This window comes from Streptomyces sp. Xyl84 (assembly GCF_059731885.1).
The window spans coordinates 2378577-2404512 of sequence record NZ_AP029182.1; the positions used below are offsets into that span (position 1 = coordinate 2378577).

Here is a 25936-nt window from a genome sequence, read left to right on the forward strand (position 1 = left end):
CGAGGAAGCAGGAAGAAGCGATGCGCGTAGGAAGTTTCGTGTTGGCGGCGCAGTTCCCCGGCCAGGGCCAGGGAGAGGCGCTGCACCGCGCGGTCCGTACGGCCGAGGTCAGCGAGGAGGCCGGCCTGGACGCGGTCTGGCTGGCCGAGCACCACTTCGTACCGTACGGGACGTGCCCGTCGGCCATCACCCTCGCCGCGCTGCTGCTCGGCCGCACCCGCCGCCTGCGGGTGGGGACGGCGGTGAGCGTGCTGCCCACCGCCCACCCGGTCGCGCTCGGCGAGCAGGCCGCCCTGCTGCACGTGACGAGCGGCGGCCGGTTCTCGCTGGGCGTGGGCCGGGGCGGCCCCTGGGTGGACCTGGAGGTCTTCGGGACGGGCCTGGCCGCGTACGAGACGGGGTTCCCGGAATCACTCGATCTGCTGGTGCGCTGGCTGCGCGAGCCGTCGGTGTCGGCCCGCGGCGACCGGTTCGGCTTCCGGGAGGTCGCCGTCGTGCCCCGCCCCGCCGAGGCGCTGACCGACGTGCCCGGACCCGAGGTCGTCGTCGCCTGCACCTCCCCCGCGAGCGTCCGGCTGGCCGCCGAGCGCGGGCTGCCGATGCTGCTCGGGATGCACGTGGGGGACGAGGAGAAGGCCGAGATGATCGCGCTGTGGCAGCGCGGCGCGCGCTCCGCCGGGCACCCGGACGACACCGTCCGGGACGCGGCCCATGTGTCGGCCGGGGTCTGCCAGATCGCGGACCGGCGCGCGGACGCGGAGGAGACCCTGCTGAAGGCGATGCCGGGCTGGCTGAAACAAGGACTGGACGCCCATGTCACGGTGGACGGCCGCAGCCGCCGCATGCGCGACCCGCTGGCCTACACCGAGCTGCTGTGCGGCCTGCACCCGGTGGGCACGCCGCAGCTGTGCGCCGACCGGCTCGCGGCCACCGCCGAGCGCACCGGCATCACCCGCTTCGCGCTGCTCGTCGAGGGCTCCGGCGACCTGGCCGCGACAGAGGAGAACGTACGACGCCTCGGCACCGAGGTGCTCCCCCGGCTGAGCTGACCGTGCCGGCGTCGGAAGACCTGCCGCCCCGGGCCCGAATGCACCTCCCGCGGGCGGGGCGGCAAGCCGATGACCAGGGCCTCCCCTCCGGGTCACACCGGCCTCGGGGGGCCTGGCACCGCACCCCGATCCGGCCTGATCCGGACGGAAGACCCTGCCCCCCTCAGCAGTCCCTGAGTTCCGGCGACTGGTTGAGCAGCTGACTGCGCACCGACGTGAAACGGGCCAGCCGCTCGTCGGACGTGGCGTCCAGCGGGAACACCGCGACCCGGTGGCAGTTCTGGAAAGCCAGCCGCACACCGAAGTGCCGCTGCAGCGCGCCGCGTATGGCATCACTCGCGAGCGCACGCAGCAGCTGACCGCGTGCCTGCTCGTCCGGCGGGGGCGTCTGGTTGTCGGCGAATTCTCCGCCGTCCACCTTCAGCTGGGCCACCAGGGAGCTGATCATCTCCCACGCGTAGGGCAGGGAGGTCCGGACGCAGTCGACGAAGGCAGCTTCGTCGACCTCGCCTCGCTCGGCCTGTTCGAGTAGGGCCGGTGAGACGTCGAGCGACATGGGTTCTCCTCTCGCACCCCCGACCAGCAGGGGTTGCCGGACAGATGAGGGAGTTCGCGATACCGAACACGGTGAGTACACACTTCGCGACCTCCCGTTCCTACGGTAGGCAACGAAACGAGGCGTTACCAGGCGAACGCGCGTACCGGCTGGTCGAGTTGGGCACACTATCGGCCACGAGTGAACACGGGTGATCCAGGGAAAAATGGGGCGCTCCCCCGCGAGGCGCCGATCGGGCGCGAGCGGAGCGGGACGGGCGAATCGCGTCCGGCACGGTGCGTCGAGTAGCGTTGCCGACCATGCGTCTCGTCATCGCCCGGTGCTCCGTCGACTACGCGGGCCGGCTCACCGCCCACCTCCCGTCGGCACCCCGTCTCATCCTGGTCAAGGCCGACGGCAGCGTCTCGATCCATGCGGACGACCGCGCCTACAAGCCCCTGAACTGGATGTCGCCGCCGTGCACGCTGAAGGTGGGCACGGGCGAGGAGGAAGGCGTCTGGACCGTCGTCAACAAGGCGGGCGAGAAGCTCATCATCACGATGGAGGAGATCCTCCACGACTCCTCGCACGAACTCGGCGTGGACCCCGGGCTGATCAAGGACGGCGTGGAAGCGCACCTCCAGGAACTGCTCGCCGACCGCATCGAGACCCTCGGCGAGGGCTACACGCTCATCCGGCGCGAGTACATGACGGCCATCGGTCCGGTGGACATCCTGTGCCGGGACGGCTCCGGGCAGACCGTCGCGGTCGAGATCAAGCGGCGCGGCGAGATCGACGGGGTGGAGCAACTCACCCGGTACCTGGAGCTGTTGAACCGCGATCCGCACCTCGCCCCGGTGCGTGGTGTCTTCGCCGCGCAGGAGATCAAGCCGCAGGCCCGGGTCCTCGCGACCGACCGCGGCATCGGCTGCCAGGTGCTGGACTACGACGCCCTGCGCGGCATCGAGGACGACAAGCTGCGGCTGTTCTGAGAGCCGCGGACAGCTCTGAGGCCACCGCTGGGCTGAGCGGTGGCTTCGCCGAGGCTGGGGCGGCGGGCGTTCCGAGGCGGGGGCCGGGCTGAAGCAACCGCTGTGGCGGGGCGGCCGGCGCCGTGCGGCGCCGCGGGAAGGGGGCCCGGTCCGGTTCTGTACCGGACCGGGCCCCCTTCGCACGTGCCCTGCGCGGGCCGCTCCTCAGATCACCGTGCCCCGCGGGGTGTCCGCGGCGCCGCTCTCGGGGGCAGCGGCCGGACTGCCGGCGGAGCCGGGGACGCCGGAGGGGGCGGGACCGCTGGCCGAATCCGAACTGGACGGGCTCAGGGTCGAGGACTCGGTCGGGTCCGGCGGGGGCGGCGTGGACGGGTCGGTCGGAGTGGAGGGCGTCGACGGCGCACCGGTCGGAGCGGTGGGATCCCCCGTGGGCCTGCCGGTCGGCCTCGTGTGCGACGGGTCGGGCGAACCCGGCGTGCTCGCCGGTCCGGACGGTGCCGGCGCGCTGCTTCCGCCCTTGCCGCCGCCCGTTCCCGCCGGGGAACTGGCGCCCGGCGAGGGCTCGTCCGAACCCGCGGGCGGCGTCGGGTCGTCCGACGTGCCGTAGGTGCCGTCGGGGCCCGGGTCCGTGGGACGGCTGGTCGCCCCACCGGTGTCGGCGACGGTCCCGGCGCCGGTGCCGGGGCCGCCCCCGCTGCCGCCGCCGTCCTGCGGGGTGCCGGTGTCCGCGCCGCCGTCGTCGGTGCCCTGGCTCGCGGACGGGTTGCCGCCGACCTGGCCGGAGGGGTCGTCGGCGTCGTTGTGGGAGGTGGCGCCGAGCGTCACCACCGTGCCGAGGACGGCCGCGAGCAGCGCACCCGCGCCCACCGCCACGAGGTTGCGCCGGGCGAAGTGCTTCAGGCGGGCCCGGTGCCTGGCCGGGGCCGCCGGGGACGAGGACGCGGAGGTCCCCGGGGACGTGACCGGCGCACCCGCGGTGGAGGGCTGGTAGGTGACCAGCGTGCCCGGGGGCTCCTCGGCCGCTGCCCGGAGCGCCGGGAAGGGCACGGGGGCGGGCGGGGGCACGGGCTCCTCGCCGCGGCCGCCCGGCCACTCCTCCCCCGCCGCCTCGAGCGCCGCCGGGGCAGCGGGCGCGGCGCCGACGCCGGGCGCGGTGCCGGAGCGGTCCGCGACCAGGGCGAGCGCGCGGCGTCCCGCGACGGTGCCGCGCCGGTCGGAGAGGGCTCCGCGCAGGCCGATGGAGGCCTCCAGCTCGGCGCGGGCCCGGTCCAGCCGGCCGCCGCAGAGCGCGAGGATGCCGAGTTCGTGGTGGAAGTAGGCCTGTTCGGCGACCTCGCCGGCCAGGCGGGAGGCCTCGGTGCCGAAGCGCAGCGCGCGTTCCCAGGCGCTCCAGGCCAGCCCGGCGGCGAACGCGGGCGCGGCGGCCCGGGCGAGCCGGACGGCGGTGCTCCCCTCGTCCTCGTCCTCGCCGGGCGGCGTGGTGAGCGGCACGAGCACGGCCAGCGCGGCGAGGACGGCGTCCGCCTCGGCGGTGACCCGCTCGGGCGTCACCGAGGGGTGGCCGGCCCACCATGCGTAGTGCCGGGCGGCGGCGCGGGCCTGCTCCTCGGCGTCCTCGGCGTATCCGGCGGCCTCCAGCTGGGTGAGGACTCCGGCGGCCAGCCGGTAGCGGCCGCCGACCGGGGAGACCAGGCCGCAGCTCGCCAGTTCCCCGAGTGCGGCGTCGGCGTGGGTGTCGCCGACCAGCGCGGGCAGGTGGGCCTGGTGGGGCACTTCGCCGCCGAGCGCGACGGCGAAGCGCAGGGTGGCGCGGGCGGAGGCGCTGAGCCGGGAGGCGAGCAGCGGGGCGGGGGCGGCGGCCTCGCCGAGCGAGGGCAGGGGGACGTCGTCGCCGTCGCCGCCGTCGAGGACGGTGCCGGCGGGCGGGGCGTCGGCGAAGACGCCGAACTCCTCCACGGCGCTGGTGCCGGCCCGCAGCCGGTCGCGCTGGCGCAGCAGGGCGCCGGCCTGGACGAAGCGCAGCGGCAGGCCCTCGGACTCGAACCAGAGGTCACCGGCCCAGTTGGCCTCCTCCTCGGTGAGGACCCGGCCGACGCCGCGCTCAATGAGTTCGGCCCCGGCGGCGCGGTCGAGGCCGCCGAGGAAGACCTCTTCGAGGGCGGAGTCGGTCGAGGGCGCGGGCACGTCGGGGGTGGCGGCGAGGAGGAAGGCGCACTCGGGGGTGGCGTCGAGCAGTTCGTCCAGCGCGGCGCCGCCGAACTCGAGGTCGTCGAGGACGACGACGGCGCCGATCTCCCGGACGTGGTCGAGGAGTTCGTCACGGCCGGGGCGGTGCCCAGGGGAGCTGTACACGGCGTGGAAGAGGTCGTGCAGCAGGTCGCCGGCGGTGCGGCGGTGGCCGTTGAGACGGACGACGCCGTCGGGGGCGAGGTCCGCGCAGTCCTGGGCGACGAGGTCGAGGAGGCTGGTGCGGCCGGAGCCGCCGGGCCCGGTCAGGCGGACGGAGCGGCCGCGGGCGAGCAGCCGTACCAGCCGCTCGCGTTCGTCGTGGCGCTCCAGCAGGGGCTCGGGGGACGGGGCCGGGCCGGGCGGGACGGGTGGTGTGGCGGCGCGTGCGGCGTCGGCGCGTGCGGCCGGTGTGTGCCTGGGCGGCGGGCCGGGGAGCCGTCCGGGCGGGCAGACCTCGATCTCGCTGCCGTCGACGGGGTTGACGGTGATCAGGAAGTCGCCGGTGACGAGTTGCGCCGTGCGGGCCGGTGCGGCGGCGTGCGGCGGGAAGTCGGCGGCGAGGGGTTGACTGGGCGGGCGCCGGTCCGGCGCGTGGCCGTCGCCGTCATGGCCCATGTCCTCGGGCTCCCGGACGTTCGGGTCCATGGGTTCCATAGGTTCCAAGCCCCCCAGAGGCGTCGTGTGCTGCTGTTCCAGCCCTCCCGGCCGTGTGCCGCACTCCGCGCTGTCGCTTCTGGTCCGGGCCCGCTCGAGGGTTGCGAGGCAGCGGGCGACCGAACCCTAAACCTTCGCACAGTATCCACGACAGCCCGGGGTGCCGCCCGGCCCGAGACATCACGGTCTCGTGAGGATTGCGTGCGACGTACGGTTCCGTGCCGTCCGCCCGGGTCTTCACGTCCGGCCTCCCGCAGCGGGGCGGGAGGCCACCGCCGGACGGGAGGCCGTTACCAGGCGGCAGGCGTCACCGGGCGGGAGGCCGGCGCGGGGCGCGGAGGTCACACGCGGGGCAGGGACTCCACGCCGATGCCGCCCTCGATGGCGAGGATGCGGTGCAGCCGGGTGGCCACGAGCAGGCGCTGCATCTGGGCCGGCACGCCGCGCAGCACCAGCCGCCGGCCGCAGCGGCCGGCGCGCCGGTGGGCGCCCATGATCACGCCGAGGCCGGTGGCGTCCCAGGAGTCGAGCCCGGACAGGTCGAGGACGAGGTCCCCGGCGCCGTCGTCCACGGCCGAGTGCAGGACCGTACGGGCGTCCGCCGCGGTGCGGACGTCGAGGCGGCCCCCGACGACCACCTCGGCGTGGTCGCCCCTGATGTACATATGCGCTCCCCGTGAATGCGGTGGCGTGCTCCGTGTGACGGTTGACTGTGCAACGTCTGACTGCTTGTGCGGCGGTGCGGTTGCTGTCTGTGTGCGAACCGATACCGAATTCACCCCGAAGGGTGATGCCGGCGCCCCCGCGGCGGTCTCAGTGCTTGTAGAAGCCCTGCCCGCTCTTGCGCCCGATGTCACCGGCGTCAACCATCCGGCGCATCAGCTCCGGCGGGGCGAACTTCTCGTCCTGGGTCTCGGTGTAGATGTTGCCGGCGGCGTGCAGCAGGATGTCGACGCCGGTGAGGTCGGCGGTGGCGAGCGGGCCCATGGCGTGGCCGAAGCCGAGCTTGCAGGCCAGGTCGATGTCCTCGGCGGTGGCGACGCCCGACTCGTACAGCTTGGTCGCCTCGACGACGAGGGCGGTGATGAGCCGGGTGGTGACGAAGCCGGCCACGTCGCGGTTGACGACGATGCAGGTCTTGCCGACGGACTCGGCGAACTCCCGTGCGGTGGCGAGGGCTTCGTCGCTGGTCTTGTGGCCGCGGACGAGTTCGACGAGCTGCATCATCGGCACGGGCGAGAAGAAGTGCACACCGACGACGCGCTCGGGCCGCTCCGTCACTGCCGCGATCTTGGTGATCGGGATGGCGGAGGTGTTGGAGGCGAGCACCGTGTCCTCGCGCACCAGCTTGTCGAGCGTGCGGAAGATCTCGTGCTTGACGTCGAGCTTCTCGAAGACGGCTTCGACGACGACGTCCGCGTCGGCGGCGGCGTCCAGGTCGGTGGTGGTGGTGATGCGGGCGAGCGCCGCCTCGGCGTCCTCGGCGTCCAGCTTGCCCTTGCTCACGAACTTGTCGTAGGAGGCCTTGATGCCGTCGGTGCCACGCCTGAGTGCCTCGTCGGTGACGTCCCGCAGGACGACGTCCCAGCCCGCCTGCGCGGAGACCTGGGCGATACCCGATCCCATGAGACCGGCTCCGATGACGGCGAGCTTCCGTGCCACTGAGACTCCCCTATGTGAACGACCACTGGTGAACGACTGCTGGTGAACGACTGCCGAGGGCCCACCGCCGGTGAACGGCCGCACAGGCGCCTGCGCGCGGCGCGCGCGGCTGTTGGACGGCTTTCACGCTCTTTGCGTATGCCTCTCGGCGGACACTAGCGCCCGCGCGGCGCTGTGTGACCGGTAAGTAACGCGCGTCACGTCTCAATTGACGGACATCACACCGGGAGGGGTCACTGCGCGCCCCGGACGGCGTAGTTGAGGACCTTCTCGCTCAACAGGTCCTCCATGTCGTCGAGGAGGCCGAGCACCTCCCGGGACACCTCCTGCGGCGAGCGCTCCTTGAGCATCTCGCGGCCGACGGAGGCCATGACGGTGCCGTGCAGCCAGGCGATCTGACCGGCCATCAGGCCCGGCAGCGGATCCTCGTCCGCCGCGCCGGTCTCCTCCCGCAGCGCCTGCTCCAGGGTGGCCTGCACCTCCTGCCCGAGGGCCCAGAGCCGGGAGCGCAGCGCGGGGGCGGCCTCGATCACCCGCATGAAGGGGGCGTAGCCGGAGAACAGCCCGATGCGCGGCGAGACGGCCTCGGCCTCGGCACGCAGTTCGCGCAGCACGGCCCGGGCGGCGGACTCCCCCGTGTCCCGGCCGCGCACCCAGCGGGCGAGCCGGTCGACCACCCCGCTGGAACGGTCGAGGAAGAGGTCCTCCTTGGCGGGGAAGTAGTTGTAGACGGTGTTGACGGAGACGTTCGCCGCGTCGGCGATCTCCGCGACCGTCACGGCGTCGAACCCGCGCTCGACGAACAGGCCCGTGGCGACGTCCGAGATGTACTGCCTGGTCTGCCGCTTCTTCCGCTCCCTGAGCCCCTCTGCCATGGGGGAATCCTAGCCTTCCCGCCGACCTACTTAGGGTCTATGAAATTTTGGAGACGTTGCAAAATTCAAAAGTCTCTGTTTTTCTGGCGGCATGAGCGCAGAAGTCATCAGCGCGGCCGGACTGGCCCGCACCTTCCAGACCAGGCGCGGCCCGGTGCAGGCCGTGCGCGGCATCGACCTCACCGTCCGCGAGGGCGAGATCCTGGGCTTCCTCGGCCCCAACGGGGCGGGCAAGACGACCACCCTGCGGATGCTCACCACCCTGCTGGCCCCCACCGGCGGCACCGCCACCGTCGCGGGCTGCGACCTGGCCGGCGATCCGGCCGGCGTGCGCCTCGCCTGCGGCTACGTCGCCCAGTCCGGCGGGGTGGACGGCCAGATCACCGTGCGCGAGGAACTGGTCACCCAGGGCCGGATGTACCGGCTGCCGAAGTCCCGGGCCGTCGAGCGCGCCGCGGAACTGGCGCGCGACCTGGCGCTCACCGACTTGCTCGACCGCAAGACGTCCGCGCTCTCCGGGGGCCAGCGCCGCCGGCTGGACATCGCGATGGCCCTCACCCACCGCCCGCGCGTGCTCTTCCTGGACGAGCCGACCACGGGTCTGGACCCCGGCAGCCGCGCCGACCTGTGGAACCTGGTGCGCCGGCTGCGCGACGAACAGGGCACGACCGTCTTCCTGACCACCCACTACCTCGACGAGGCGGACGCCCTCTCCGACCGGCTGGTCATCGTCGACGGGGGCGTGGTCGCGGCGGAGGGCACCCCGGGCGCGCTCAAGCTGGAGTACGGCGGCTCGCTCGACGCCTCGCTGCAGGACACCTTCCTCGCCGTCACCGGCCGCGGCCCCTCCCCCGCGGCCGACACCGCCCCCGTCGCCGTCTAGGCCTTCCCCGAGGACCCCCGATGCTTCTCCACGACACAGCCCTCATCTACGGCCGCTACCTGCGGCAGTCCCTGCGCTCGCGCTTCGCGCTGCTCTTCGGGGTGCTGACGCCCCTGCTCTACCTCCTCTTCTTCGGGCCACTGCTCACCGGTCTCCCGCTGGGCGGCGGCGGCAGTTCCTGGCAGGTGCTCGTCCCCGGACTGCTGCTCCAACTGGGGCTGTTCGGCGCCCTGTTCTCGGGCTTCATGATCATCATCGAGAAGGGCCAGGGTGTGGTGGAGCGGATGCGGGTGACCCCCGTCAGCCGCCTCGCGCTGCTCCTGGGCCGGGTGCTGCGCGACACCACCGTCTTCGTCTTCCAGGCGGTGCTGCTGGTGCTGGCCGCCCTCGTGATGGGGCTGCGCGCGCCGCTGGCCGGCATCCTCATCGGCTTCGTGTTCGTCGCCCTGCTCACCCTCGCGCTCGCCTCGCTGTCCTACGCGATCGCGATGAAGGTCTCCACCCCGCAGCAGTTCGGCCCGATGATCAACGCCGTGTCGATGCCGTCGATGCTGCTGTCCGGCCTGATGCTCCCGATGACCCTGGCACCGGCCTGGCTCGACGTGCTCTCGCACTTCGTCCCGTTCCGCTATCTGGTGGACGCGGTGCGCGACGCCTACGTAGGCGTGTACACCAGCGCGCACATGCTGTACGGCGCCCTGGTCGCCGTCGCCTTCGCCGCGCTGGCCGTGACCGCGGGCACACGGGTCTTCCGCACGGCCGGGGCGTAACTACGCTGGTGCCATGGTCAATCTGACACGCATCTACACCAGGACCGGGGACAAGGGCACCACCGCCCTCGGCGACATGAGCCGGGTCGCCAAGACCGACCCGCGGATCTCGGCGTACGCCGACGCCAACGAGGCGAACGCCGTGATCGGCACCGCCATCGCGCTGGGCGGCCTCGGCGCGGAGACGGTCAAGGTCCTGACCCGCGTGCAGAACGACCTGTTCGACGTGGGCGCGGACCTGTCCACGCCGGTGGCGGAGAACCCCGAGTTCCCCCCGCTGCGGGTCGAGCAGTTCTACGTCGACCGGCTGGAGGCGGACTGCGACCGCTTCAACGCCGAGCTGGAGAAGCTGCGCTCGTTCATCCTGCCCGGCGGCACCCCGGGCGCGGCCCTGCTGCACCAGGCCTGCACGGTCGTACGCCGGGCCGAGCGGTCCACCTGGGCCGCGCTGGAGGTGCACGGCGAGACGATGAACCCGCTCACCGCGACCTACCTCAACCGGCTCTCGGACCTCCTGTTCATCCTCGCCCGGACGGCGAACAAGGAGAACGGCGACGTGCTGTGGGTGCCGGGCGGGGAGCGCTGACCGGCACTCCGTCCTCACCCGGCGAGTCCGTCCCCGGGCTTCGGGACCTGCGGGGCTTCGGGCTCCCTCGGGGCGTTCGGGGCCTTCGGGGCCTTCTTCGGGAACACCAGGCAGGTCAGTGCGATCAGCCCGTGGAGCGCGACGATCCGCAGCGCGGTCACCTGCCAGGACCTGAGCGGACCGGCGCCCGCGCCCTCACCGGCGTACCGGACCGCCGCCTGGAGCAGGGCCGGGGCGCCGGCCGGGGCGAGCAGGGTGCGCAGCCACAGCCGGCCCTCGCGGCGGGCGCGCGCCATGCCGTGGCGGGGCGGCCTCGGCGGGCGGGGCGCACCGCCGAGGCGGCGGGCGGGGCGCACCGCCGAGACGGTGGGCGGGGCGCACCGCCGAGACGGTGGGCGGCGAGACCGTCCAGCTGCGGACGGACGGTCGCGCGGCCGTAGGCGACGGTGAGGCCATGGATGTGCAGATGCCCCGCCTGGAAGGGGTGTCGGCGGCCCGGCTGGTGGCCGGGGAGGGCCTGGCGGACGTGCTGGTGCCGACCACCTTCGGCCTCGGCGCGTACGCGTTCGGCGCGCTGGGGGCGGGGGCCGCCGGGTTCCTGCTCAAGGACACGGACACCCACGGCCTGCCTGCCGCCGCGGTGCGCACGGTGGCCCGCGGGCAGGGGCGGATCGCACCGGCCGTGACGCGGCATCTGATCGCCGAGTCCGCGGCGCGGCCGGTCCGGGAGCCGAAGCCCGCTCCGGCCGCGCTGGAGACCCTGACCCGCGGGGAGCACGAGGTGCTCGCGTGTCCGCGCGGGGACCTGTCCGACGCGGAGATCGCACTCCGCCCGGAGACGGCGGAGGCCACCATGAAGACCCACGTCAGCCGCCTGCTGGGCAAGCCGGAGCCGCACAGACGCGTACAAGCAGCGGCGTTGGCGCAGGAGTTGGGGAGCCAGGTGAAGCGGCGGTGCATTGGTCCAGACCTATTGACCTATGGTCCAGACCTTTCTACTCTCGCAGCACCGCGGGGCGTGAAGGCTCAGTCATGCCCCTGACATTCTTCCCCCGACAAGGAGGCGCGCATGCGCTTCAGACACAGAGCCGCGGCGGGGCTGGCGACCCTCGTGCTCCCCCTCGCCGGAATCGTCGGAATCTCGGGCCACGCCCAGGCCGCCGCCGACGCGGCGTCCGGCGCCACCGCCACCTTCACCAAGACCGGTGACTGGGGCGGCGGCTTCGGCGGATCGTGGACCGTCAAGAACACCGGCACCTCGGCGATCAGCTCCTGGACCGTGGAGTGGGACTACCCCTCCGACACCAAGGTCACCTCGGCCTGGGACGCCACGGTCACCAACTCCGGCAACCACTGGACCGCCAAGAACGTCGGCTGGAACGGCACCATCGCCCCCGGCGCCTCGGTCACCTTCGGCTACAACGGCACCGGCTCCGGCTCGCCCTCCGGCTGCACGCTCAACGGCGGCAGCTGCGACGGCGGCCCGAGCGTCCCCGGCGACAACCCGCCCTCCGCGCCGGGCACCCCCACCGCCTCCGGCGTCACCGACACCTCGGTCAAGCTCTCCTGGGGCGCCGCCACCGACGACAAGGGCGTCAAGAACTACGACGTCCTGCGCGACGGCAAGAAGGTCGCCACCGTCACGACCACGTCCTACACGGACAACGGTCTGACCGCGGGCACCGACTACTCCTACACCGTCCAGGCCCGCGACACCGCCGACCAGACCGGTCCGGTCAGCGGCTCGGTCGCCGTGCACACCACCGGCGGCGGCACCACCACCCCGCCCACCGGCGACAAGGTCAAGCTCGGCTACTTCACCGAGTGGGGCATCTACGGACGCAACTACAACGTCAAGAACCTGGTGACGTCCGGCTCCGCGTCCAAGATCACGCACATCAATTACGCCTTCGGCAACGTCACCGGCGGCAAGTGCGCGATCGGCGACTCCTACGCCGACTACGACAAGGCGTTCACCGCCGACCAGTCCGTCAGCGGCGTCGCAGACACCTGGGACCAGCCGCTGCGCGGCAACTTCAACCAGCTGCGCGAGCTGAAGGCGAAGTACCCGAACATCAAGGTGATCTGGTCCTTCGGCGGCTGGACCTGGTCCGGCGGCTTCGGTGACGCGGCCAAGAACCCGGCGGCCTTCGCCCAGTCCTGCTACGACCTGGTGCACGACCCGCGCTGGGCCGACGTCTTCGACGGCATCGACATCGACTGGGAGTACCCGAACGCCTGCGGTCTGACCTGCGACACCAGCGGACCGGCGGCCTTCAAGGGCCTGATGTCCGCGCTGCGCGCGAAGTTCGGCAAGGAGCTGGTCACCGCCGCCGTCACCGCGGACGGCTCGGCCGGCGGCAAGATCGACCTCACCGACTACGCGGGTGCCTCGCAGTACGTCGACTGGTACAACGTGATGACGTACGACTTCTTCGGTGCCTGGGACGCGAAGGGACCGACGGCCCCGCACTCCCCGCTCACCTCGTACTCCGGCATCCCGAAGGACGGCTTCGACACGGCCGACGCCATGGCCAAGTTCAAGGCCCAGGGCGTGCCCGCGAAGAAGCTGCTGCTCGGCATCGGCTTCTACGGCCGCGGCTGGACCGGCGTCACCCAGGACGCCCCGGGCGGCACGGCGACCGGAGCGGCGCCCGGCACCTACGAGGCGGGCATCGAGGACTACAAGGTCCTCAAGAACAGCTGCCCCGTCACCGGCACCGTCGCCGGCACCGCGTACGCGCACTGCGGCAGCAACTGGTGGTCCTACGACACCCCGTCGACCATCAAGTCGAAGATGGCCTGGGCCAACAGCCAGGGCCTCGGCGGCGCCTTCTTCTGGGAGTTCAGCGGTGACACCAGCAACGGTGAACTGGTGAGCGCCCTCAGCAGCGGCCTGTCGTAAGGACCGGCCGCGCCCCTGAAACACCGAAGCTCCCCCGGACGGCGGACCGGGGGAGCTTCTTCATGTCCTGGAGCCACGGCGGAGCCGGGCCCTCCCGGCCGGACGTGCCGGGCGCGCGGGCCCGGCACCGAACCCTGTCGGCCGGGGCCCGGACGAAAGACCCTAGGTCCTGTGGTCAAGTTCCCGTCGTCCGCCCGGAGGGCGGGCCTCGCGGCGTCAGGTGCGTGCTCTCGGCGTGCCGGGCCCTGACCCTCGTACTGGACGTACTCGGGTCTGGGCCCGGTGCGGCGAGAGTGCGTGCATGGCGTCGCGATGCAGGCGGGAATGTGACGACAGGGCCTAGGCGACGTTCACCCTCTGGCCGGGCGGTGCCGCCTCCAGCCAGGCCAGGAAGCCGGTCAGCGCGTCCTCGCTCATGGCCAGCTCCACCCGTGTGCCCCGGTGCAGGCAGGTGAGGATCACCGCGTCCGACAGCAGGGCGAGTTCCTCCTCGCCCTCGGGACGCCGGCGGCCGGCCACCTCGATCGAGGACCGCTCCAGCGTGCGGCGCGGACGGGGGGCGTAGGAGAAGACCCGGAACCACTCGACGCGGTCACCGTTGTAGCGGGCCACCCCGTAGCTCCAGCCCTTGCCGCTGGTGTCCGGCTCCAGGGCCACGTCCCAGCGCAGGCTGCAGTCGAAGGTGCCGCCGGAGCGCTGGATCAGCCTGCGGCGCAGACCGAAGACGAACAGTCCCACCACCACGAGCGCGACCACGATCGAGCACACAGTCAGAGCGAGGACCATCGGCACCGACCTCCTCGTCTCCTAGGTAATGGAACGGAAAAAACACCCACATCCGCCTCAGCCGCGGCCGGTACCGGATCGCTCCGGTGCCAGCCGCGGCTGAGGGGTGTCGTCTACATGGTGTCGCTGGTTCAGCGCACCGCCGTCGCCGCTCGCAGGCGGACGTCCGCGCGGCGCTCGGCGGTGGCATCACCCTCCGCCTTCGCGCGCTCGAGTTCCCGCTCCACGCGCTGGACGTCGATCTCGTCGGAGAGCTCCGCGATCTCGGCCAGCAGCGACAGCTTGTTGTCGGCGAACGAGACGAAACCGCCGTGCACCGCGGCCACGACCGTCGCGCCTTCACTCGTACGGATGGTCACCGGGCCCGACTCCAGCACACCGAGCAGCGGCTGGTGACCGGGCATGACGCCGATGTCGCCGGACGTGGTGCGCGCGACGACCAGGGTGGCCTCGCCGGACCAGACCTGGCGGTCGGCGGCGACCAGCTCGACGTGCAGCTCAGCAGCCAAGAGTGGCTCCTCGGGTCACCACCCGGCAGGGACGCCGGGTGTTGGGGTCAATTCTAAGGGGCGTGAGTGAGGGGGCGGGACGCGCCCGCCCCCTCACACGAACTCAGACGCGAGTTCAGGAGACGCCCAGCTCCTTGGCGTTCTTCTTCAGGTCCTCGAGACCACCGCACATGAAGAAGGCCTGCTCCGGGAAGTGGTCGTACTCGCCGTCGCAGATCGCGTTGAAGGCCGCGATCGACTCGTCCAGCGGGACGTCCGACCCGTCGACGCCGGTGAACTGCTTGGCGACGTGGGTGTTCTGGGACAGGAAGCGCTCCACGCGACGGGCACGGTGGACGACGAGCTTGTCCTCCTCGCCCAGCTCGTCGATACCGAGGATCGCGATGATGTCCTGCAGGTCCTTGTACTTCTGCAGGATGTTCTTCACGCGCATGGCCGCGTTGTAGTGGTCCTGCGCGATGTAGCGCGGGTCCAGGATCCGGGACGTGGAGTCCAGCGGGTCCACGGCCGGGTAGATGCCCTTCTCCGAGATCGGACGGGACAGAACCGTCGTCGCGTCGAGGTGGGCGAAGGTGGTCGCCGGGGCCGGGTCGGTCAGGTCGTCGGCGGGGACGTAGATCGCCTGCATCGAGGTGATCGAGTGACCGCGGGTCGAGGTGATGCGCTCCTGGAGGAGGCCCATCTCGTCGGCCAGGTTCGGCTGGTAACCCACCGCGGACGGCATGCGGCCGAGCAGCGTGGAGACCTCGGAACCGGCCTGCGTGAAGCGGAAGATGTTGTCGATGAAGAACAGCACGTCCTGCTTCTGGACGTCGCGGAAGTACTCGGCCATGGTCAGGCCGGCCAGCGCGACGCGCAGACGGGTGCCCGGGGGCTCGTCCATCTGACCGAAGACCAGCGCGGTCTTGTCGATGACGCCCGAGTCGGACATCTCCTCGATGAGGTCGTTGCCCTCACGGGTGCGCTCACCGACACCGGCGAACACGGAGACACCGTCGTGGTTGTTGGCGACGCGGTAGATCATCTCCTGGATGAGCACCGTCTTGCCGACGCCGGCACCGCCGAACAGACCGATCTTGCCGCCCTTGACGTACGGGGTCAGCAGGTCGATGACCTTGACGCCGGTCTCGAACATCTCGGTCTTCGACTCGAGCTCGTCGAAGCGCGGGGCCTTGCGGTGGATGGACCAGCGCTCGCCCGAGTACTGCTCGTCGACGTTCAGCACCTCACCGAGGGTGTTGAACACCTTGCCCTTGGTGAAGTCGCCGACCGGGACGGTGATGCCGTCGCCGGTGTCGGTCACCGTGGCCTGGCGGACCAGGCCGTCGGTGGGCTGCATGGAGATGGTGCGGACCAGGCCGTCACCCAGGTGCTGGGCGACCTCCAGGGTCAGCGTCTTCTTCGCGCCCTCGTTCGCCGGGTCGGAGACCTCGACGTGCAGAGCGTTGTAGATGTCCGGCATCGCGTCGACGGGGAACTCCACGTCGACGACCGGGCCGATGACCCGCGCGACGCGGCCCGTCGCCGTGGCCGTCTCAACAGTGGTGGTCATTAGTTGTCACTCCCCGCGGTCGCGTCGGCCAGGGCACTCGCGCCACCGACGATCTCGCTGATTTCCTGGGTGATTTCGGCCTGGCGGGCCGCGTTGGCAAGACGGGAGAGCGTGTTGATCAGCTCACCCGCGTTGTCGGTGGCAGACTTCATCGCGCGCCGCGTGGCGGCGTGCTTCGAAGCGGCCGACTGGAGCAGCGCGTTGTAGATGCGGCTCTCCACATAGCGCGGCAGCAGGGCGTCGAGGACGTCCTCCGCCGAGGGTTCGAAGTCGTACAGCGGCAGGATCTCGCCCTTGGGCGCCGCCTCCGCCGCGACCTCTTCGAGGCGCAGCGGGAGCAGCCGGGGGTCGACCGCCGTCTGCGTCATCATCGACACGAACTCGGTGTAGACGATGTGGAGTTCGTCCACACCACCCTCGGCCGTGTCCTTCTCGATCGCCTCGATCAGGGGCGCCGCGACCGTCTTGGCGTCCGCGTACGTCGGCTCGTCGGTGAAGCCCGTGAACGACCCCGCGACCGTGCGTTCGCGGAAGTTGTAGTGGGCCACACCGCGCCGGCCGACGATGTACGTGTCGACCTGCTTGCCCTCGCGCTCCAGGCGCTCGGTCAGCTGCTCCGCCGCCTTGATGGCGTTGGAGTTGAAGGCGCCGGCCAGACCGCGGTCGCTCGTCAGGAGCAGGACCGCGGCACGGGTCGGGTTCTCCGCCTCCGTGGTCAGCGGGTGCTTGGTGTTCGAACCGGTGCCGACCGCCGTGACCGCGCGGGTCAGTTCCTGCGCGTACGGCGTGGAGGCCGCCACCTTGCGCTGCGCCTTGACGACGCGCGAGGCGGCGATCATCTCCATCGCCTTGGTGATCTTCTTGGTCGCGGTGACGGATCGGATGCGACGCTTGTAGACCCGGAGCTGGGCTCCCATGAGTCAGGTCCCTTCCTTACGTCACTTGGCGGCAGCGGCCGGAGTGTCCTCGCCGAGCAGCTTGCCGTCCGAGGTCTCGAACTGCTTCTTGAACTCGGCGACGGCGTCGTCGATCGCCTGGATCGTGTCGTTCGACATCTTGGCGCCCTCCTTGATGGAGGTCATGAGGCCCTGCTCCTTGCGGTGCAGGTACTCCAGCAGCTCCTTCTCGAAGCGGCGGATGTCGGCGACGGGCACCTCGTCCATCTTGCCGTTGGTGCCGGCCCAGACGGAGACGACCTGATCCTCGGTGGCCATCGGCTGGTACTGGTTCTGCTTCAGCAGCTCGACCATGCGCTGGCCGCGCTCCAGCTGGGACTTGGAGGCCGCGTCCAGGTCGGAACCGAAGGCGGCGAACGCCTCCAGCTCACGGAACTGGGCGAGGTCCACGCGCAGTCGGCCGGAGACCTGGCGCATCGCCTTGTGCTGGGCGGAGCCGCCGACTCGGGAGACCGAGATGCCGACGTTCAGCGCGGGGCGCTGACCGGCGTTGAACAGGTCCGACTCCAGGAAGCACTGGCCGTCGGTGATGGAGATGACGTTGGTCGGGATGAACGCCGAGACGTCGTTGGCCTTGGTCTCGACGATCGGCAGACCGGTCATCGAACCGGCGCCCATGTCGTCGGAGAGCTTGGCGCAGCGCTCCAGCAGACGCGAGTGCAGGTAGAAGACGTCACCCGGGTAGGCCTCGCGGCCCGGCGGGCGGCGCAGCAGCAGGGAGACGGCACGGTAGGCGTCGGCCTGCTTCGACAGGTCGTCGAAGATGATCAGGACGTGCTTGCCCTGGTACATCCAGTGCTGGCCGATGGCGGAACCGGTGTAGGGCGCCAGGTACTTGAAGCCGGCCGGGTCGGACGCCGGGGCGGCGACGATGGTCGTGTACTCCAGCGCGCCGTTCTCCTCCAGCGCGCGGCGGACCGACGCGATGGTGGAGCCCTTCTGGCCGATGGCGACGTAGATGCAGCGGACCTGCTTGTTCGGGTCGCCGGTGCGCCAGTTGTCGCGCTGGTTGATGATCGTGTCGACGGCCAGGGCGGTCTTGCCGGTCTGGCGGTCACCGATGATCAGCTGGCGCTGGCCGCGGCCGATCGGGGTCATGGCGTCGACGGCCTTGTAGCCGGTCTCCATCGGCTCGTGCACCGACTTGCGCTGCATGACCGTGGGGGCCTGCAGTTCGAGGGCGCGGCGGCCGTCGGTCTCGATCTCGCCGAGGCCGTCGATCGGGTTGCCGAGGGGGTCGACGACGCGGCCGAGGTAGCCCTCGCCCACGGCGACCGACAGGACCTCGCCGGTGCGGGTGACCGGCTGGCCCTCCTCGATGCCGCTGAACTCACCGAGGACGATGGCACCGATCTCGCGCTCCTCGAGGTTGAGGGCGAGGCCGAGGGTGCCGTCCTCGAACTTCAGCAGCTCGTTGGCCATGGCCGAGGGCAGGCCCTCGACCTTCGCGATGCCGTCGCCGGCAAGGGTGACCGTACCGACCTCCTCGCGCGAGGCCGCGTCCGGCTTGTACGACTGGACGAAGTTCTCCAGCGCGTCCCGGATCTCCTCCGGCCGGATCGTGAGCTCCGCCATCTGGGTTCCCTGCTCTCCTTGTTGGGCCCGAAGTTTCACTTGGGGGGGTGTTCCACGAGTTCGGGACTCCCCCCAATAAGAGGTGAATCCTCTGCACGGCCCAACCAGGGCCGTCGTGTACGTCTTGCGTGTTGAGTTGCTGCTAGCTCGCCATGCGGCGGGCGGCGTCGTCGAGCCGGTCCGCGAGCGAGCCGTTGATGATCTCGTCGCCGACCTGCACCCGGATTCCGCCGACCAGCTCGGGGTCCACGTCGAGGTTGAGGTGCATCTGGCGGCCGTAGAGCCGGCCGAGGGCGGCGCCGAGGCGCTGCTTCTGGCCGTCGCTCAGCGGGACCGCCGAGGTGACGACGGCGACCATGCGGTTGCGGCGGTCGGCGGCGAGCTTGGAGAGGGACTCCAGTCCCGCTTCCAGGCTACGTCCCCGCGGCGCGCTCACAAGGCGCGTCACCAGTCGCTCGGTGACCGGCTTGGCCCGGCCGCCGAGCAGCCGGTGCAGCAGCTCGACCTTGGCCGAGGTGCTCGCGGCACGGTCGGTGAGCGCGGCACGCAGTTCGGTGCTGGAGGAGACGATCCGGCTGAACCGGAACAGCTCGTCCTCGACGTCGTCCAGCGTGCCGGACCGCTCCGCCGCGGTGAGGTCGGCGATGTCCGCCAGTTCCTCCAGCGCGTCGACCAGGTCCCGCGACTGCGACCAGCGCGAGCGCACCATGCCGGACACCAGGTCCGCGGCGGGGCCGCCGATCTGGCTGCCGAGCAGGCGCTGGACCAGCGTGGCCTTGGCGTCCGCCGACTGCGCCGGGTCGGTGAGGACCCGGCGCAGGCCGACCTCGCGGTGGAGCAGCGCGGTGACGGCCGCCAGCTCGTCGGCGAGCCGGGTGGCGTCGGCGGACGTGGAGTCCGTCAGCGCGTCGAGACGCTCACGTGCGGCGCCCAGAGCCTCACGGCTCGCTCCGTGCGCTGTCATCGAGCCGCCTCAGCCGTCGAAGCGGCCTCGTCGAGCCCGTCGAGGAAGCGGTCGATCACACGGCTCTGCCGGGCGTGGTCCTCCAGGGACTCGCCGACGAGCTTGCCGGCCAGCTCGGTGGCGAGCTTGCCGACGTCCTGGCGGAGCACGGACGCGGCGGCCTTGCGGTCGGCCTCGAGCTGGGTGTGGCCGGCGGCGACGATCTCCTCGCGCTGGCGCTGGCCCTCGGCCCGCATCTCGGCGATGAGCGCGGCACCCTGCTCCTGCGCCTCCTGGCGCAGGCGCGCGGCCTCGTGCCGGGCCTCGGCGAGCTGGGCCTTGTACTGCTCGAGGACGCTCTGGGCCTCGACCTTCATGGCCTCGGCCTCTTCGATACCGCCTTCGATCGCCGCGCGGCGCTCCTCCAGAACCTTGTTGATGTTCGGCAGGAGCTTCTTCCCGAGGAAGAAGAAGACGATGGCGAAGGTGACGAGGCCGATGACCAGCTCGGGGCCGGGCGGGATGAGAGGGTTCTGCTGCTCCTCCGCCGCCAGCTGCACCAGCTGCTGTGTCAGCTGCATGTCATCAGTGCCTTTCCCTAATGGGGTGGGTCGTCCGCCGCGGTTTACTTGTAGGTGTAAACGAACGGCATGACGATGCCGATGAGGGCGAGCGCCTCACAGAAGGCGAAGCCCAGGATCTGGTTGGCGCGGATCAGACCGGCGGCCTCGGGCTGGCGGGCGAGCGCCTGGGTGCCGTTGCCGAAGATGATGCCGATGCCGATGCCGGGACCGATGGCGGCGAGGCCGTAGCCGACGGAGGCGATGGAGCCGGTGACGGCGGCAAGGGTCTCAGTGGCAGCCATGCTGATTCTTCCTTCTCTTTCAAGGACCGGTGGGGGTTGGCCACCGGACGTCTGTGACGGGGGCGGTGCGGGACGGTGGCTCAGTGGTGCTCGGCGAGAGCGCCCTGAACGTAGGAGCAGGCCAGGAGGACGAACACGTACGCCTGGACGGCCTGGACGAAGAGCTCGAACAGGATCATGACCATGGCCATGACGAACGAGACGGCGCCGGCCGCGACCAGCCAGCTGTTCATCAGGTACCAGCTCGCGACGGTGAACATCACGAGGAGCAGGTGACCGGCGAACATGTTGGCGAACAGTCGCACCGCGTGGGTGAACGGGCGGACCAGGACGTTCGAGAAGAACTCGATGACCACGACGAGCGGCAGCACCGGGCCGAGCGACTTGTCGTAACCGGTCAGGTTCTTGAAGCCGCCGGCGAAGCCGTGCTTCTTGAACGTCAGGACCATCCAGGTCACGTAGACGCACAGGGCCAGGGCGGCCGGGTAGGCGATGATCGACGTCACCGGGAACTGGGCGACCGGGATGATCGACCAGAGGTTCATGATCCAGATGAAGAAGAACAGCGAGACCATGAACGGGACGTACTTCTCGCCCTCGCGCTTGCCGAGCGTCTCGTAGACGATGCCGCGGCGCACGAAGTCGTAGCCCGCCTCACCGACCATCTGCAGCTTGCCGGGCACCACCTTGGCCTTGCTGAAAGCGGCCCAGAAGAAGCCGACCACCACGAGCGAGGTGATGATGGCGAGCAGCATCGGCTTGTCGAAGTCGTAGCCGCCGACCGAGAACATCGGCTTGAAGAGGAAGGAGTGGAGACCCGGCGACGGAAAGCCGCAGCCGTTGTCGGCAAAAACGCGGCAACTCCAGTCGAAGGCGAGCGTGGTCTGTTCAGCACTCACCGCGGGCTCCTTCAGCGTGGCGCATGGGTACGGCAACCTCGTTGTGTCGGCGCGGCGAGCAGCCGCGGGTCGGCACCGGACTGGTGTGACGGATGTGGGGGCGGCCGGCGGGCATCGAGCCTCGCGATCGAGCAGGCGTCAGCTCAGATGCCCGCGCCCGCGATGCCACAGTTGGCACCGGACGATAGCAGGAGATCTCACACGCCTTTATCCCGGGCCTACCCCTCACGACGAAGACCCTGTCTTCTCGGACTTCTCGTTCTTCTCGGAGTCCGGTTCGACGTAGAAGATCTTGGACTTCATGTGTGCGCGTGCCTGCGCGGCCATCCAGACGACGGTCGCGACGACGAGCGAGAACGCGAACGCCTTCGCGTTGAACAGCGTGGTGCCCTTGAACAGGGCCAAGAAGATCAAGAGCAGCAGCAGTTGGGCCACGTAGAGCATGAGGCCCATGGCCTGGAAGAGCTGCGGAAGCGTTTTCGCGGTCCACTGCAGTACGTAGAGACCGATCCCCATGTAGAGGATGGCGAGCACCACCCCGACGACGGCCCCGATCGCGCCCTTGCCTCCGGCGACCGCACCGCTGACCGCCACGGCGACCACACCGACGGCGGCGGTGGGCACGGCGGTGTGCAGTAGGTTCCGGACGTCATTGGACGGCATGGCGGCAACTCCGCTTTCACAGGGGGGCAGGGTGTCGTCATGGACGAGCGTAGTCCCCGGTCCGAGAGAGGAACCTCATCACCAAGGGACCCTTGCATCGGGGTCCTTCGGCTCTGTCCGGGGTTCTCGTGAACGGTATCACAAACTATTTGATGCGGTCTTTACCAAGTGGGTGTGCTGGCTGTCACACATGAGAGTGACAGTGCCCGTCTGTGCAAAAACGGGGGCAACTTGTCTGGTATTAGCCCGCTTTGCTCCCCCATGAACAGGCAACGCTTTAGTCAGATTCTTACCTTGGGCGTCAGCGTGACGTTCCGGCTTTGCGCCCGTCGAGGACCCGCGAACGGGGTCCCACGGCGGTCGCGCCGTTGACTCCCGCCACCGTGGCCGCCACCGGCTCGGGGGTCTCCTGCGCACCGGAGGCCCCCAGCGGCTCCTCCGTCCCCTCCGCCTCGGCGGCCCCGGCGCCGGCCCGTACGGACGTCCCCGCACGGGCGCCCGCGGCCGGTGCCGCGGCCCCCCGGCGGCGACGGCGCCGGTAGCGCGGCGGCACGAACTGCTCCGCCCAGCGCGGGGCGCGCGGGGTGAAGCGCGGCAGCAGCAGGAGGACGAGCCCGAGGAAGCTGAGCAGCACGATCCCGAGCACGATCCACATCGAGGCCGAGTTGACCGAGTAGCCGAGCGCGCCGAAGCCGATCAGCGCCGCCCAGAAGTACATGATCAGCACGGCCCGGCTGTGCGAGTGGCCGATCTGGAGCAGCCGGTGGTGCAGGTGGCCGCGGTCCGCGGCGAACGGCGACTGGCCGCGCCAGGTGCGGCGCACCACCGCGAAGACGAAGTCGGAGGCCGGGATCGCGATGATCGTCAGCGGCATCAGCAGCGGGATGTAGACGGGCACCATCTGGTGCACGGCGTTGCGCTCGGACCCGGAGAACAGCTTCATCACGTCCGGGTCGACCTGCCCGGTCACCGAGATCGCGCCGGCCGCGAGGACCAGACCGATCAGCATCGAGCCCGAGTCGCCCATGAAGATCCTGGCCGGGTGCATGTTGTGCGGCAGGAAGCCCAGGCACATGCCCATGAGGACGGCCGCGAAGAGGGTGGCCGGGGCCGCGGCCTCGATGCCGTACGAGTACCAGATCCGGTAGGCGTACATGAAGAACGCGGCGGCGGCGATGCACACCATGCCGGCGGCGAGACCGTCGAGGCCGTCCACGAAGTTGACCGCGTTGATCGTGATCACGACGAGGGCCACGGTCAGCAGCGTGCCCTGCCACTGGGTGAGCGCCACCGTGCCCACACCGGGCACCGGCAGCCACAGGATCGTCAGACCCTGCATGACCATCACACCGGCGGCGATCATCTGGCCGCCCAGCTTGATCAGGGCGTCGATCTCGAACTTGTCGTCCAGGACACCGATCAGCCAGATCAGCGCGGCACCCGACAGCAGCGCGCGCGGTTCGTTCGACTTCTCGAAGACCTCGTTGAGGTTGGTGAGGTGGTCGGCGACCAGCAGGCCCGCGCACATGCCGAAGAACATCGCGATCCCGCCGAGCCGCGGAGTGGGTTCCCGGTGCACGTCACGCGCCCGGATCTCCGGCATCGCCCCCGCCACGATCGCGAACTTGCGCACCGGCCCGGTCAGCAGGTACGTCACCGCGGCCGTGATGCAGAGCGTCAGCAGGTATTCACGCACAGGCTTCCCCACAGGTCTCGCTGGCCATCTCAGCCTCACACCCTAGCGACGCGAGCATATGTATGGGGACTTCCGGGTAGCGACGATGGTTGCACATACGGCTGTGCGCGGGCTCCGCACGGGTCCGCGTCTACCCCCGCGCGGCCCTCTCACCCCGTACGGGGCCCTCGGTACAGGCCCTGTTCAGTCCGCCCGCACGGCCCGCCTCAGCCCGGATACGGCGGGAACGCGGCGGTGAGTTCGCGCACGTCCTCCCGCGCCCGCGCGCCGTCCAGCTCCCCGCGCAGCACCTTGCCGAGCAGCACCGCGATCCGCGCCATCTCCTCCTGTCCCATGCCCTGCGTGGTCACCGCGGCCGTCCCCAGGCGCAGCCCGCGGGCGCCCGAGTGCGGCAGCGCGCAGCAGTCCAGCACGATCCCGGCGGCGGCCAGCCGCCCGCGCGCGGTGCGCCCGTCGACACCGAGCGGCGCCGGGTCGGCGGTGATCAGGTGGGTGTCGGTGCCGCCGGTGGTCACGGCCAGGCCCTCCGCGGCCAGGTACGCCGCCAGCACGCGCGCGTTGGCGACCACCTGGTGGGCGTAGGCGCCGAACGCCGGGGTGGCCGCCTCACCGAACGCCACCGCCTTCGCCGCGATGGTGTGCATCTGGGCGCCGCCCTGGGTGAACGGGAACACCGCCCGGTCCACCCGCTCGGCCAGCTCGCTCCCGCAGAGGATCATCCCGCCGCGCGGACCGCGCAGCACCTTGTGGGTGGTGGCGCACACCACGTCGGCGTACGGCACGGGGCTGGGCGCCGCTCCCCCGGCGACCAGGCCCATCGGGTGCGCGGCGTCGGCGATCAGGTAGGCGCCGACCTCGTCGGCGACCGCGCGGAAGAAGGCGTGGTCGATGTGGCGCGGGTAGGCGATGGACCCGCACACGATCGCCTTGGGCCGGTGCGTACGGGCCAGCGCACGCACCTGCTGGTGGTCGATGAGCCCGCTCTCGGCGTCCACGCCGTAGCCGACGAAGTCGAACCAGCGCCCGGAGAAGTTCGCGGGCGAACCGTGGGTGAGGTGCCCGCCGTGCGGCAGGCCGAGGGCGAGCACGGTGTCGCCGGGCCGCAGCAGCGCCGCGTAGGCGGCCAGCACCGCGGACGAGCCCGAGTGCGACTGGACGTTGGCGTGCTCGGCGCCGAAGAGCGCCTTCGCGCGCTCGACGGCGAGGCGTTCGGCGGCGTCGACGAGTTCGCAGCCGCCGTGGTGGCGGGCGCCCGGGTAGCCCTCGGCGTACTTGTTCGCCAGCGGCGAGCCGAGCGCGGCCAGCACCGCGGGCGAGGTGAAGTTCTCCGCCGCGATCAGCTGGAGCGTCGTCGACTGCCGGGCCAGCTCCCCGAGCACGATGTCGGCCACTTCCGGGTCCTGCCGCCGCAGGACATCGGCCTCTAGGCCGGGGATGACCGACATGGTGGGCTCCGGACGGTCGACGGTGACGTACGTCCAATGTAGGCCCGCACCACGGGGGCCGCTCGGCCGTTACGCCTTCACGGGGACGGACGCACGGGTGAGGCCCGGACGCCCGGGCGGCCCTCGGTGACCCGGCGCCCGGCACACCCGCCGGGGCCGGCCCGTGCGGCGCCCCCGTCGCGCGGGCGCCGCGGTCCCGGACGGCGCCGGCACCACCGGCGCCCGGGCTCAGGTCCGGGCCGGGACGCCGGTCAGGGCGGTGACGACGGGGTCCAGCGCCTCGTGTATCTCGTCGCCGATGGAGCGGAAGAACGGCAGCGGGGCGCCGTAGGGGTCGTAGACCTCGTCCGCCTCCGCGTTCGGCGCCAGGAGCCACCCGCGCAGCGCCGCGGCGGCCCGCACCAGCGCCCGGGCACGCTCGACCACACCGTCCTGGAGCGGCGGCAGCGTGGCCGGGTCGATGGCCCTCACCAGGCGGGTGAACTCCTTGAGCGTGAAGGTGCGCAGCCCCGCCGAGTGCCCCATCGAGATCACCTGGGCCCGGTGGTCGCGGGTCGCGGTGAGGACCAGGTCGGCGCGGATCACGTGCTCGTCCAGCAGTTCCCGGCCGGTGAAGCCGGAGGCGTCCGCGCCGAAGTCGGCGAGGACCGTCTCGGCGTTGGTCTCCATGGGCGCGCCCTCGTGACCCCAGGTGCCCGCGCTCTCCACGATCAGACCGCCGCCGGCCGGGTCGCCGAGCCGGTCCGCCACGAAGTGCCGGGTCAGCCGCTCGGTGATGGGCGAGCGGCACACGTTGCCGGTGCTGACGTGGAGGATGCGGAAGGCCCCGCCGGGCAGCCCCGGCTGGGCCGGGATCGTCGGGATCACCGGCTCGTCCTTCCCGCCTATGCCACGCATGGGGGTCCCC

Annotated in this window: 25 protein-coding genes and 1 pseudogene; 7 read left to right on the forward strand and 19 right to left on the reverse strand. The window is 71.2% G+C overall.

Features of this window, described 5'->3' with window-relative positions; all coding sequences use genetic code 11:
• Positions 1 to 20 precede the first annotated feature (20 nt).
• Complete coding sequence (locus tag AC6I72_RS10070) at positions 21 to 1049, forward strand: LLM class flavin-dependent oxidoreductase (protein ID WP_498000483.1); 1029 nt, start codon at positions 21 to 23, stop codon at positions 1047 to 1049.
• Between the two features lie 163 nt (positions 1050 to 1212).
• Here AC6I72_RS10070 and AC6I72_RS10075 read toward each other — a convergent pair whose 3' ends face one another.
• On the reverse strand, positions 1213 to 1605 hold the full coding sequence (locus AC6I72_RS10075) for an SCO5389 family protein (protein ID WP_498000484.1): 393 nt from the start codon (positions 1603 to 1605) through the stop codon (positions 1213 to 1215).
• Positions 1606 to 1904: 299 nt separating this feature from the next.
• Here AC6I72_RS10075 and nucS point away from each other — a divergent pair, with 299 nt between their 5' ends.
• Positions 1905 to 2576: an endonuclease NucS gene (gene nucS / locus AC6I72_RS10080; protein WP_498000485.1), complete on the forward strand. Its 672-nt coding sequence runs from the start codon at positions 1905 to 1907 to the stop codon at positions 2574 to 2576.
• Between the two features lie 204 nt (positions 2577 to 2780).
• Here the strand turns inward: nucS and AC6I72_RS10085 are convergent, their stop codons facing one another.
• The 4 genes from AC6I72_RS10085 to AC6I72_RS10100 form a co-directional block, all read right to left on the reverse strand.
• Positions 2781 to 5450 (reverse strand): ATP-binding protein, encoded by a 2670-nt coding sequence (locus tag AC6I72_RS10085; protein WP_498000486.1) that lies wholly within the window; start codon positions 5448 to 5450, stop codon positions 2781 to 2783.
• Between the two features lie 350 nt (positions 5451 to 5800).
• A complete protein-coding gene (locus AC6I72_RS10090) occupies positions 5801 to 6124 on the reverse strand; it encodes an STAS domain-containing protein (RefSeq protein ID WP_037851779.1) in 324 nt (107 codons plus the stop codon).
• A gap of 148 nt (positions 6125 to 6272) precedes the next feature.
• The gene (locus AC6I72_RS10095) at positions 6273 to 7121 is read right to left on the reverse strand and encodes a 3-hydroxyacyl-CoA dehydrogenase family protein (RefSeq protein ID WP_498000487.1); all 849 of its coding nucleotides are present in this window, start codon (positions 7119 to 7121) and stop codon (positions 6273 to 6275) included.
• A gap of 233 nt (positions 7122 to 7354) precedes the next feature.
• On the reverse strand, positions 7355 to 7996 hold the full coding sequence (locus AC6I72_RS10100; protein WP_498000488.1) for a TetR/AcrR family transcriptional regulator: 642 nt from the start codon (positions 7994 to 7996) through the stop codon (positions 7355 to 7357).
• A gap of 91 nt (positions 7997 to 8087) precedes the next feature.
• Here AC6I72_RS10100 and AC6I72_RS10105 point away from each other — a divergent pair, with 91 nt between their 5' ends.
• From AC6I72_RS10105 to AC6I72_RS10115, 3 genes are read left to right on the forward strand one after another with little or no spacing between them, the layout of a single operon-like run.
• Positions 8088 to 8879 carry an ABC transporter ATP-binding protein gene (locus AC6I72_RS10105; RefSeq protein ID WP_498000489.1) on the forward strand — a complete coding sequence of 264 codons (792 nt, stop codon included), beginning with the start codon at positions 8088 to 8090 and terminating at the stop codon, positions 8877 to 8879.
• Between the two features lie 20 nt (positions 8880 to 8899).
• A complete protein-coding gene (locus AC6I72_RS10110; protein WP_498000490.1) occupies positions 8900 to 9649 on the forward strand; it encodes an ABC transporter permease in 750 nt (249 codons plus the stop codon).
• Positions 9650 to 9662: 13 nt separating this feature from the next.
• Positions 9663 to 10235, forward strand: coding sequence for a cob(I)yrinic acid a,c-diamide adenosyltransferase (locus AC6I72_RS10115; protein WP_498000491.1), 573 nt, complete (start codon positions 9663 to 9665; stop codon positions 10233 to 10235).
• Positions 10236 to 10249: 14 nt separating this feature from the next.
• On the opposite strand, the gene AC6I72_RS10120 is transcribed toward AC6I72_RS10115, so the two are convergent.
• Entirely contained in the window at positions 10250 to 10591 is a 342-nt protein-coding gene (locus tag AC6I72_RS10120; RefSeq protein ID WP_498000492.1) for a hypothetical protein, read from the reverse strand.
• Between AC6I72_RS10120 and AC6I72_RS10125 the strand changes: the two are divergent.
• Both AC6I72_RS10125 and AC6I72_RS10130 read left to right on the forward strand, forming a co-directional pair.
• Positions 10588 to 11172: pseudogene (locus AC6I72_RS10125) on the forward strand (helix-turn-helix transcriptional regulator); the annotation flags it as partial. The gene AC6I72_RS10120 and the pseudogene AC6I72_RS10125 sit on opposite strands and share 4 nt — an antisense overlap.
• Positions 11173 to 11304: 132 nt before the next feature.
• Positions 11305 to 13140 (forward strand): glycosyl hydrolase family 18 protein, encoded by a 1836-nt coding sequence (locus AC6I72_RS10130; RefSeq protein WP_498000493.1) that lies wholly within the window; start codon positions 11305 to 11307, stop codon positions 13138 to 13140.
• Positions 13141 to 13479: 339 nt separating this feature from the next.
• Here AC6I72_RS10130 and AC6I72_RS10135 read toward each other — a convergent pair whose 3' ends face one another.
• The 13 genes from AC6I72_RS10135 to AC6I72_RS10195 all read right to left on the reverse strand — a co-directional run bounded on the left by AC6I72_RS10135 (position 13480) and on the right by AC6I72_RS10195 (position 25926).
• Positions 13480 to 13926, reverse strand: a complete 447-nt coding sequence (locus AC6I72_RS10135) for a DUF2550 domain-containing protein (RefSeq protein WP_037851804.1) — start codon at positions 13924 to 13926, stop codon at positions 13480 to 13482.
• Between the two features lie 131 nt (positions 13927 to 14057).
• Positions 14058 to 14435 (reverse strand): F0F1 ATP synthase subunit epsilon, encoded by a 378-nt coding sequence (locus AC6I72_RS10140; protein WP_018571462.1) that lies wholly within the window; start codon positions 14433 to 14435, stop codon positions 14058 to 14060.
• A gap of 115 nt (positions 14436 to 14550) precedes the next feature.
• Positions 14551 to 15987, reverse strand: a complete 1437-nt coding sequence (gene atpD / locus AC6I72_RS10145; RefSeq protein WP_037851809.1) for a F0F1 ATP synthase subunit beta — start codon at positions 15985 to 15987, stop codon at positions 14551 to 14553.
• Positions 15987 to 16904, reverse strand: coding sequence for a F0F1 ATP synthase subunit gamma (locus tag AC6I72_RS10150; RefSeq protein ID WP_498000494.1), 918 nt, complete (start codon positions 16902 to 16904; stop codon positions 15987 to 15989). Before AC6I72_RS10150 ends, atpD begins: the two co-directional genes overlap by 1 nt.
• A gap of 21 nt (positions 16905 to 16925) precedes the next feature.
• Complete coding sequence (gene atpA / locus AC6I72_RS10155) at positions 16926 to 18518, reverse strand: F0F1 ATP synthase subunit alpha (RefSeq protein ID WP_360969317.1); 1593 nt, start codon at positions 18516 to 18518, stop codon at positions 16926 to 16928.
• 142 nt (positions 18519 to 18660) lie between these two features.
• Positions 18661 to 19482: a F0F1 ATP synthase subunit delta gene (locus AC6I72_RS10160; RefSeq protein WP_498000495.1), complete on the reverse strand. Its 822-nt coding sequence runs from the start codon at positions 19480 to 19482 to the stop codon at positions 18661 to 18663.
• Complete coding sequence (locus tag AC6I72_RS10165) at positions 19479 to 20042, reverse strand: F0F1 ATP synthase subunit B (protein ID WP_366724829.1); 564 nt, start codon at positions 20040 to 20042, stop codon at positions 19479 to 19481. Before AC6I72_RS10165 ends, AC6I72_RS10160 begins: the two co-directional genes overlap by 4 nt.
• Positions 20043 to 20086: 44 nt before the next feature.
• Positions 20087 to 20326: an ATP synthase F0 subunit C gene (atpE, locus tag AC6I72_RS10170; protein ID WP_018571456.1), complete on the reverse strand. Its 240-nt coding sequence runs from the start codon at positions 20324 to 20326 to the stop codon at positions 20087 to 20089.
• Positions 20327 to 20406: 80 nt separating this feature from the next.
• Positions 20407 to 21225, reverse strand: a complete 819-nt coding sequence (gene atpB / locus AC6I72_RS10175; protein ID WP_037851820.1) for a F0F1 ATP synthase subunit A — start codon at positions 21223 to 21225, stop codon at positions 20407 to 20409.
• Between the two features lie 225 nt (positions 21226 to 21450).
• Positions 21451 to 21888 (reverse strand): Cg1360 family ATP-synthase-associated protein, encoded by a 438-nt coding sequence (locus AC6I72_RS10180; RefSeq protein ID WP_037851822.1) that lies wholly within the window; start codon positions 21886 to 21888, stop codon positions 21451 to 21453.
• Between the two features lie 301 nt (positions 21889 to 22189).
• Positions 22190 to 23584, reverse strand: coding sequence for an MraY family glycosyltransferase (locus AC6I72_RS10185; protein WP_498000496.1), 1395 nt, complete (start codon positions 23582 to 23584; stop codon positions 22190 to 22192).
• 206 nt (positions 23585 to 23790) lie between these two features.
• Positions 23791 to 25029 carry a serine hydroxymethyltransferase gene (gene glyA / locus AC6I72_RS10190; protein ID WP_498000497.1) on the reverse strand — a complete coding sequence of 413 codons (1239 nt, stop codon included), beginning with the start codon at positions 25027 to 25029 and terminating at the stop codon, positions 23791 to 23793.
• Positions 25030 to 25257: 228 nt separating this feature from the next.
• A complete protein-coding gene (locus AC6I72_RS10195; RefSeq protein WP_051812328.1) occupies positions 25258 to 25926 on the reverse strand; it encodes an arsenate reductase/protein-tyrosine-phosphatase family protein in 669 nt (222 codons plus the stop codon).
• Positions 25927 to 25936 lie beyond the last annotated feature (10 nt).

What these genes read in the sequence shown, in the direction of transcription:
- AC6I72_RS10070 (WP_498000483.1), top strand. Translation starts at nt 21, where the DNA reads ATGCGCGTAGGAAGTTTCGTGTTGGCGGCGCAGTTCCCCGGCCAGGGC.
- AC6I72_RS10075 (WP_498000484.1), bottom strand. Translation starts at nt 1,605, where the DNA reads ATGTCGCTCGACGTCTCACCGGCCCTACTCGAACAGGCCGAGCGAGGC.
- nucS (WP_498000485.1), top strand. Translation starts at nt 1,905, where the DNA reads ATGCGTCTCGTCATCGCCCGGTGCTCCGTCGACTACGCGGGCCGGCTC.
- AC6I72_RS10085 (WP_498000486.1), bottom strand. Translation starts at nt 5,450, where the DNA reads ATGGACCCGAACGTCCGGGAGCCCGAGGACATGGGCCATGACGGCGAC.
- AC6I72_RS10090 (WP_037851779.1), bottom strand. Translation starts at nt 6,124, where the DNA reads ATGTACATCAGGGGCGACCACGCCGAGGTGGTCGTCGGGGGCCGCCTC.
- AC6I72_RS10100 (WP_498000488.1), bottom strand. Translation starts at nt 7,996, where the DNA reads ATGGCAGAGGGGCTCAGGGAGCGGAAGAAGCGGCAGACCAGGCAGTAC.
- AC6I72_RS10105 (WP_498000489.1), top strand. Translation starts at nt 8,088, where the DNA reads ATGAGCGCAGAAGTCATCAGCGCGGCCGGACTGGCCCGCACCTTCCAG.
- AC6I72_RS10110 (WP_498000490.1), top strand. Translation starts at nt 8,900, where the DNA reads ATGCTTCTCCACGACACAGCCCTCATCTACGGCCGCTACCTGCGGCAG.
- AC6I72_RS10115 (WP_498000491.1), top strand. Translation starts at nt 9,663, where the DNA reads ATGGTCAATCTGACACGCATCTACACCAGGACCGGGGACAAGGGCACC.
- AC6I72_RS10130 (WP_498000493.1), top strand. Translation starts at nt 11,305, where the DNA reads ATGCGCTTCAGACACAGAGCCGCGGCGGGGCTGGCGACCCTCGTGCTC.
- AC6I72_RS10135 (WP_037851804.1), bottom strand. Translation starts at nt 13,926, where the DNA reads ATGGTCCTCGCTCTGACTGTGTGCTCGATCGTGGTCGCGCTCGTGGTG.
- atpD (WP_037851809.1), bottom strand. Translation starts at nt 15,987, where the DNA reads ATGACCACCACTGTTGAGACGGCCACGGCGACGGGCCGCGTCGCGCGG.
- AC6I72_RS10150 (WP_498000494.1), bottom strand. Translation starts at nt 16,904, where the DNA reads ATGGGAGCCCAGCTCCGGGTCTACAAGCGTCGCATCCGATCCGTCACC.
- atpA (WP_360969317.1), bottom strand. Translation starts at nt 18,518, where the DNA reads ATGGCGGAGCTCACGATCCGGCCGGAGGAGATCCGGGACGCGCTGGAG.
- AC6I72_RS10160 (WP_498000495.1), bottom strand. Translation starts at nt 19,482, where the DNA reads ATGACAGCGCACGGAGCGAGCCGTGAGGCTCTGGGCGCCGCACGTGAG.
- AC6I72_RS10165 (WP_366724829.1), bottom strand. Translation starts at nt 20,042, where the DNA reads ATGCAGCTGACACAGCAGCTGGTGCAGCTGGCGGCGGAGGAGCAGCAG.
- atpE (WP_018571456.1), bottom strand. Translation starts at nt 20,326, where the DNA reads ATGGCTGCCACTGAGACCCTTGCCGCCGTCACCGGCTCCATCGCCTCC.
- AC6I72_RS10180 (WP_037851822.1), bottom strand. Translation starts at nt 21,888, where the DNA reads ATGCCGTCCAATGACGTCCGGAACCTACTGCACACCGCCGTGCCCACC.
- glyA (WP_498000497.1), bottom strand. Translation starts at nt 25,029, where the DNA reads ATGTCGGTCATCCCCGGCCTAGAGGCCGATGTCCTGCGGCGGCAGGAC.
- AC6I72_RS10195 (WP_051812328.1), bottom strand. Translation starts at nt 25,926, where the DNA reads ATGCGTGGCATAGGCGGGAAGGACGAGCCGGTGATCCCGACGATCCCG.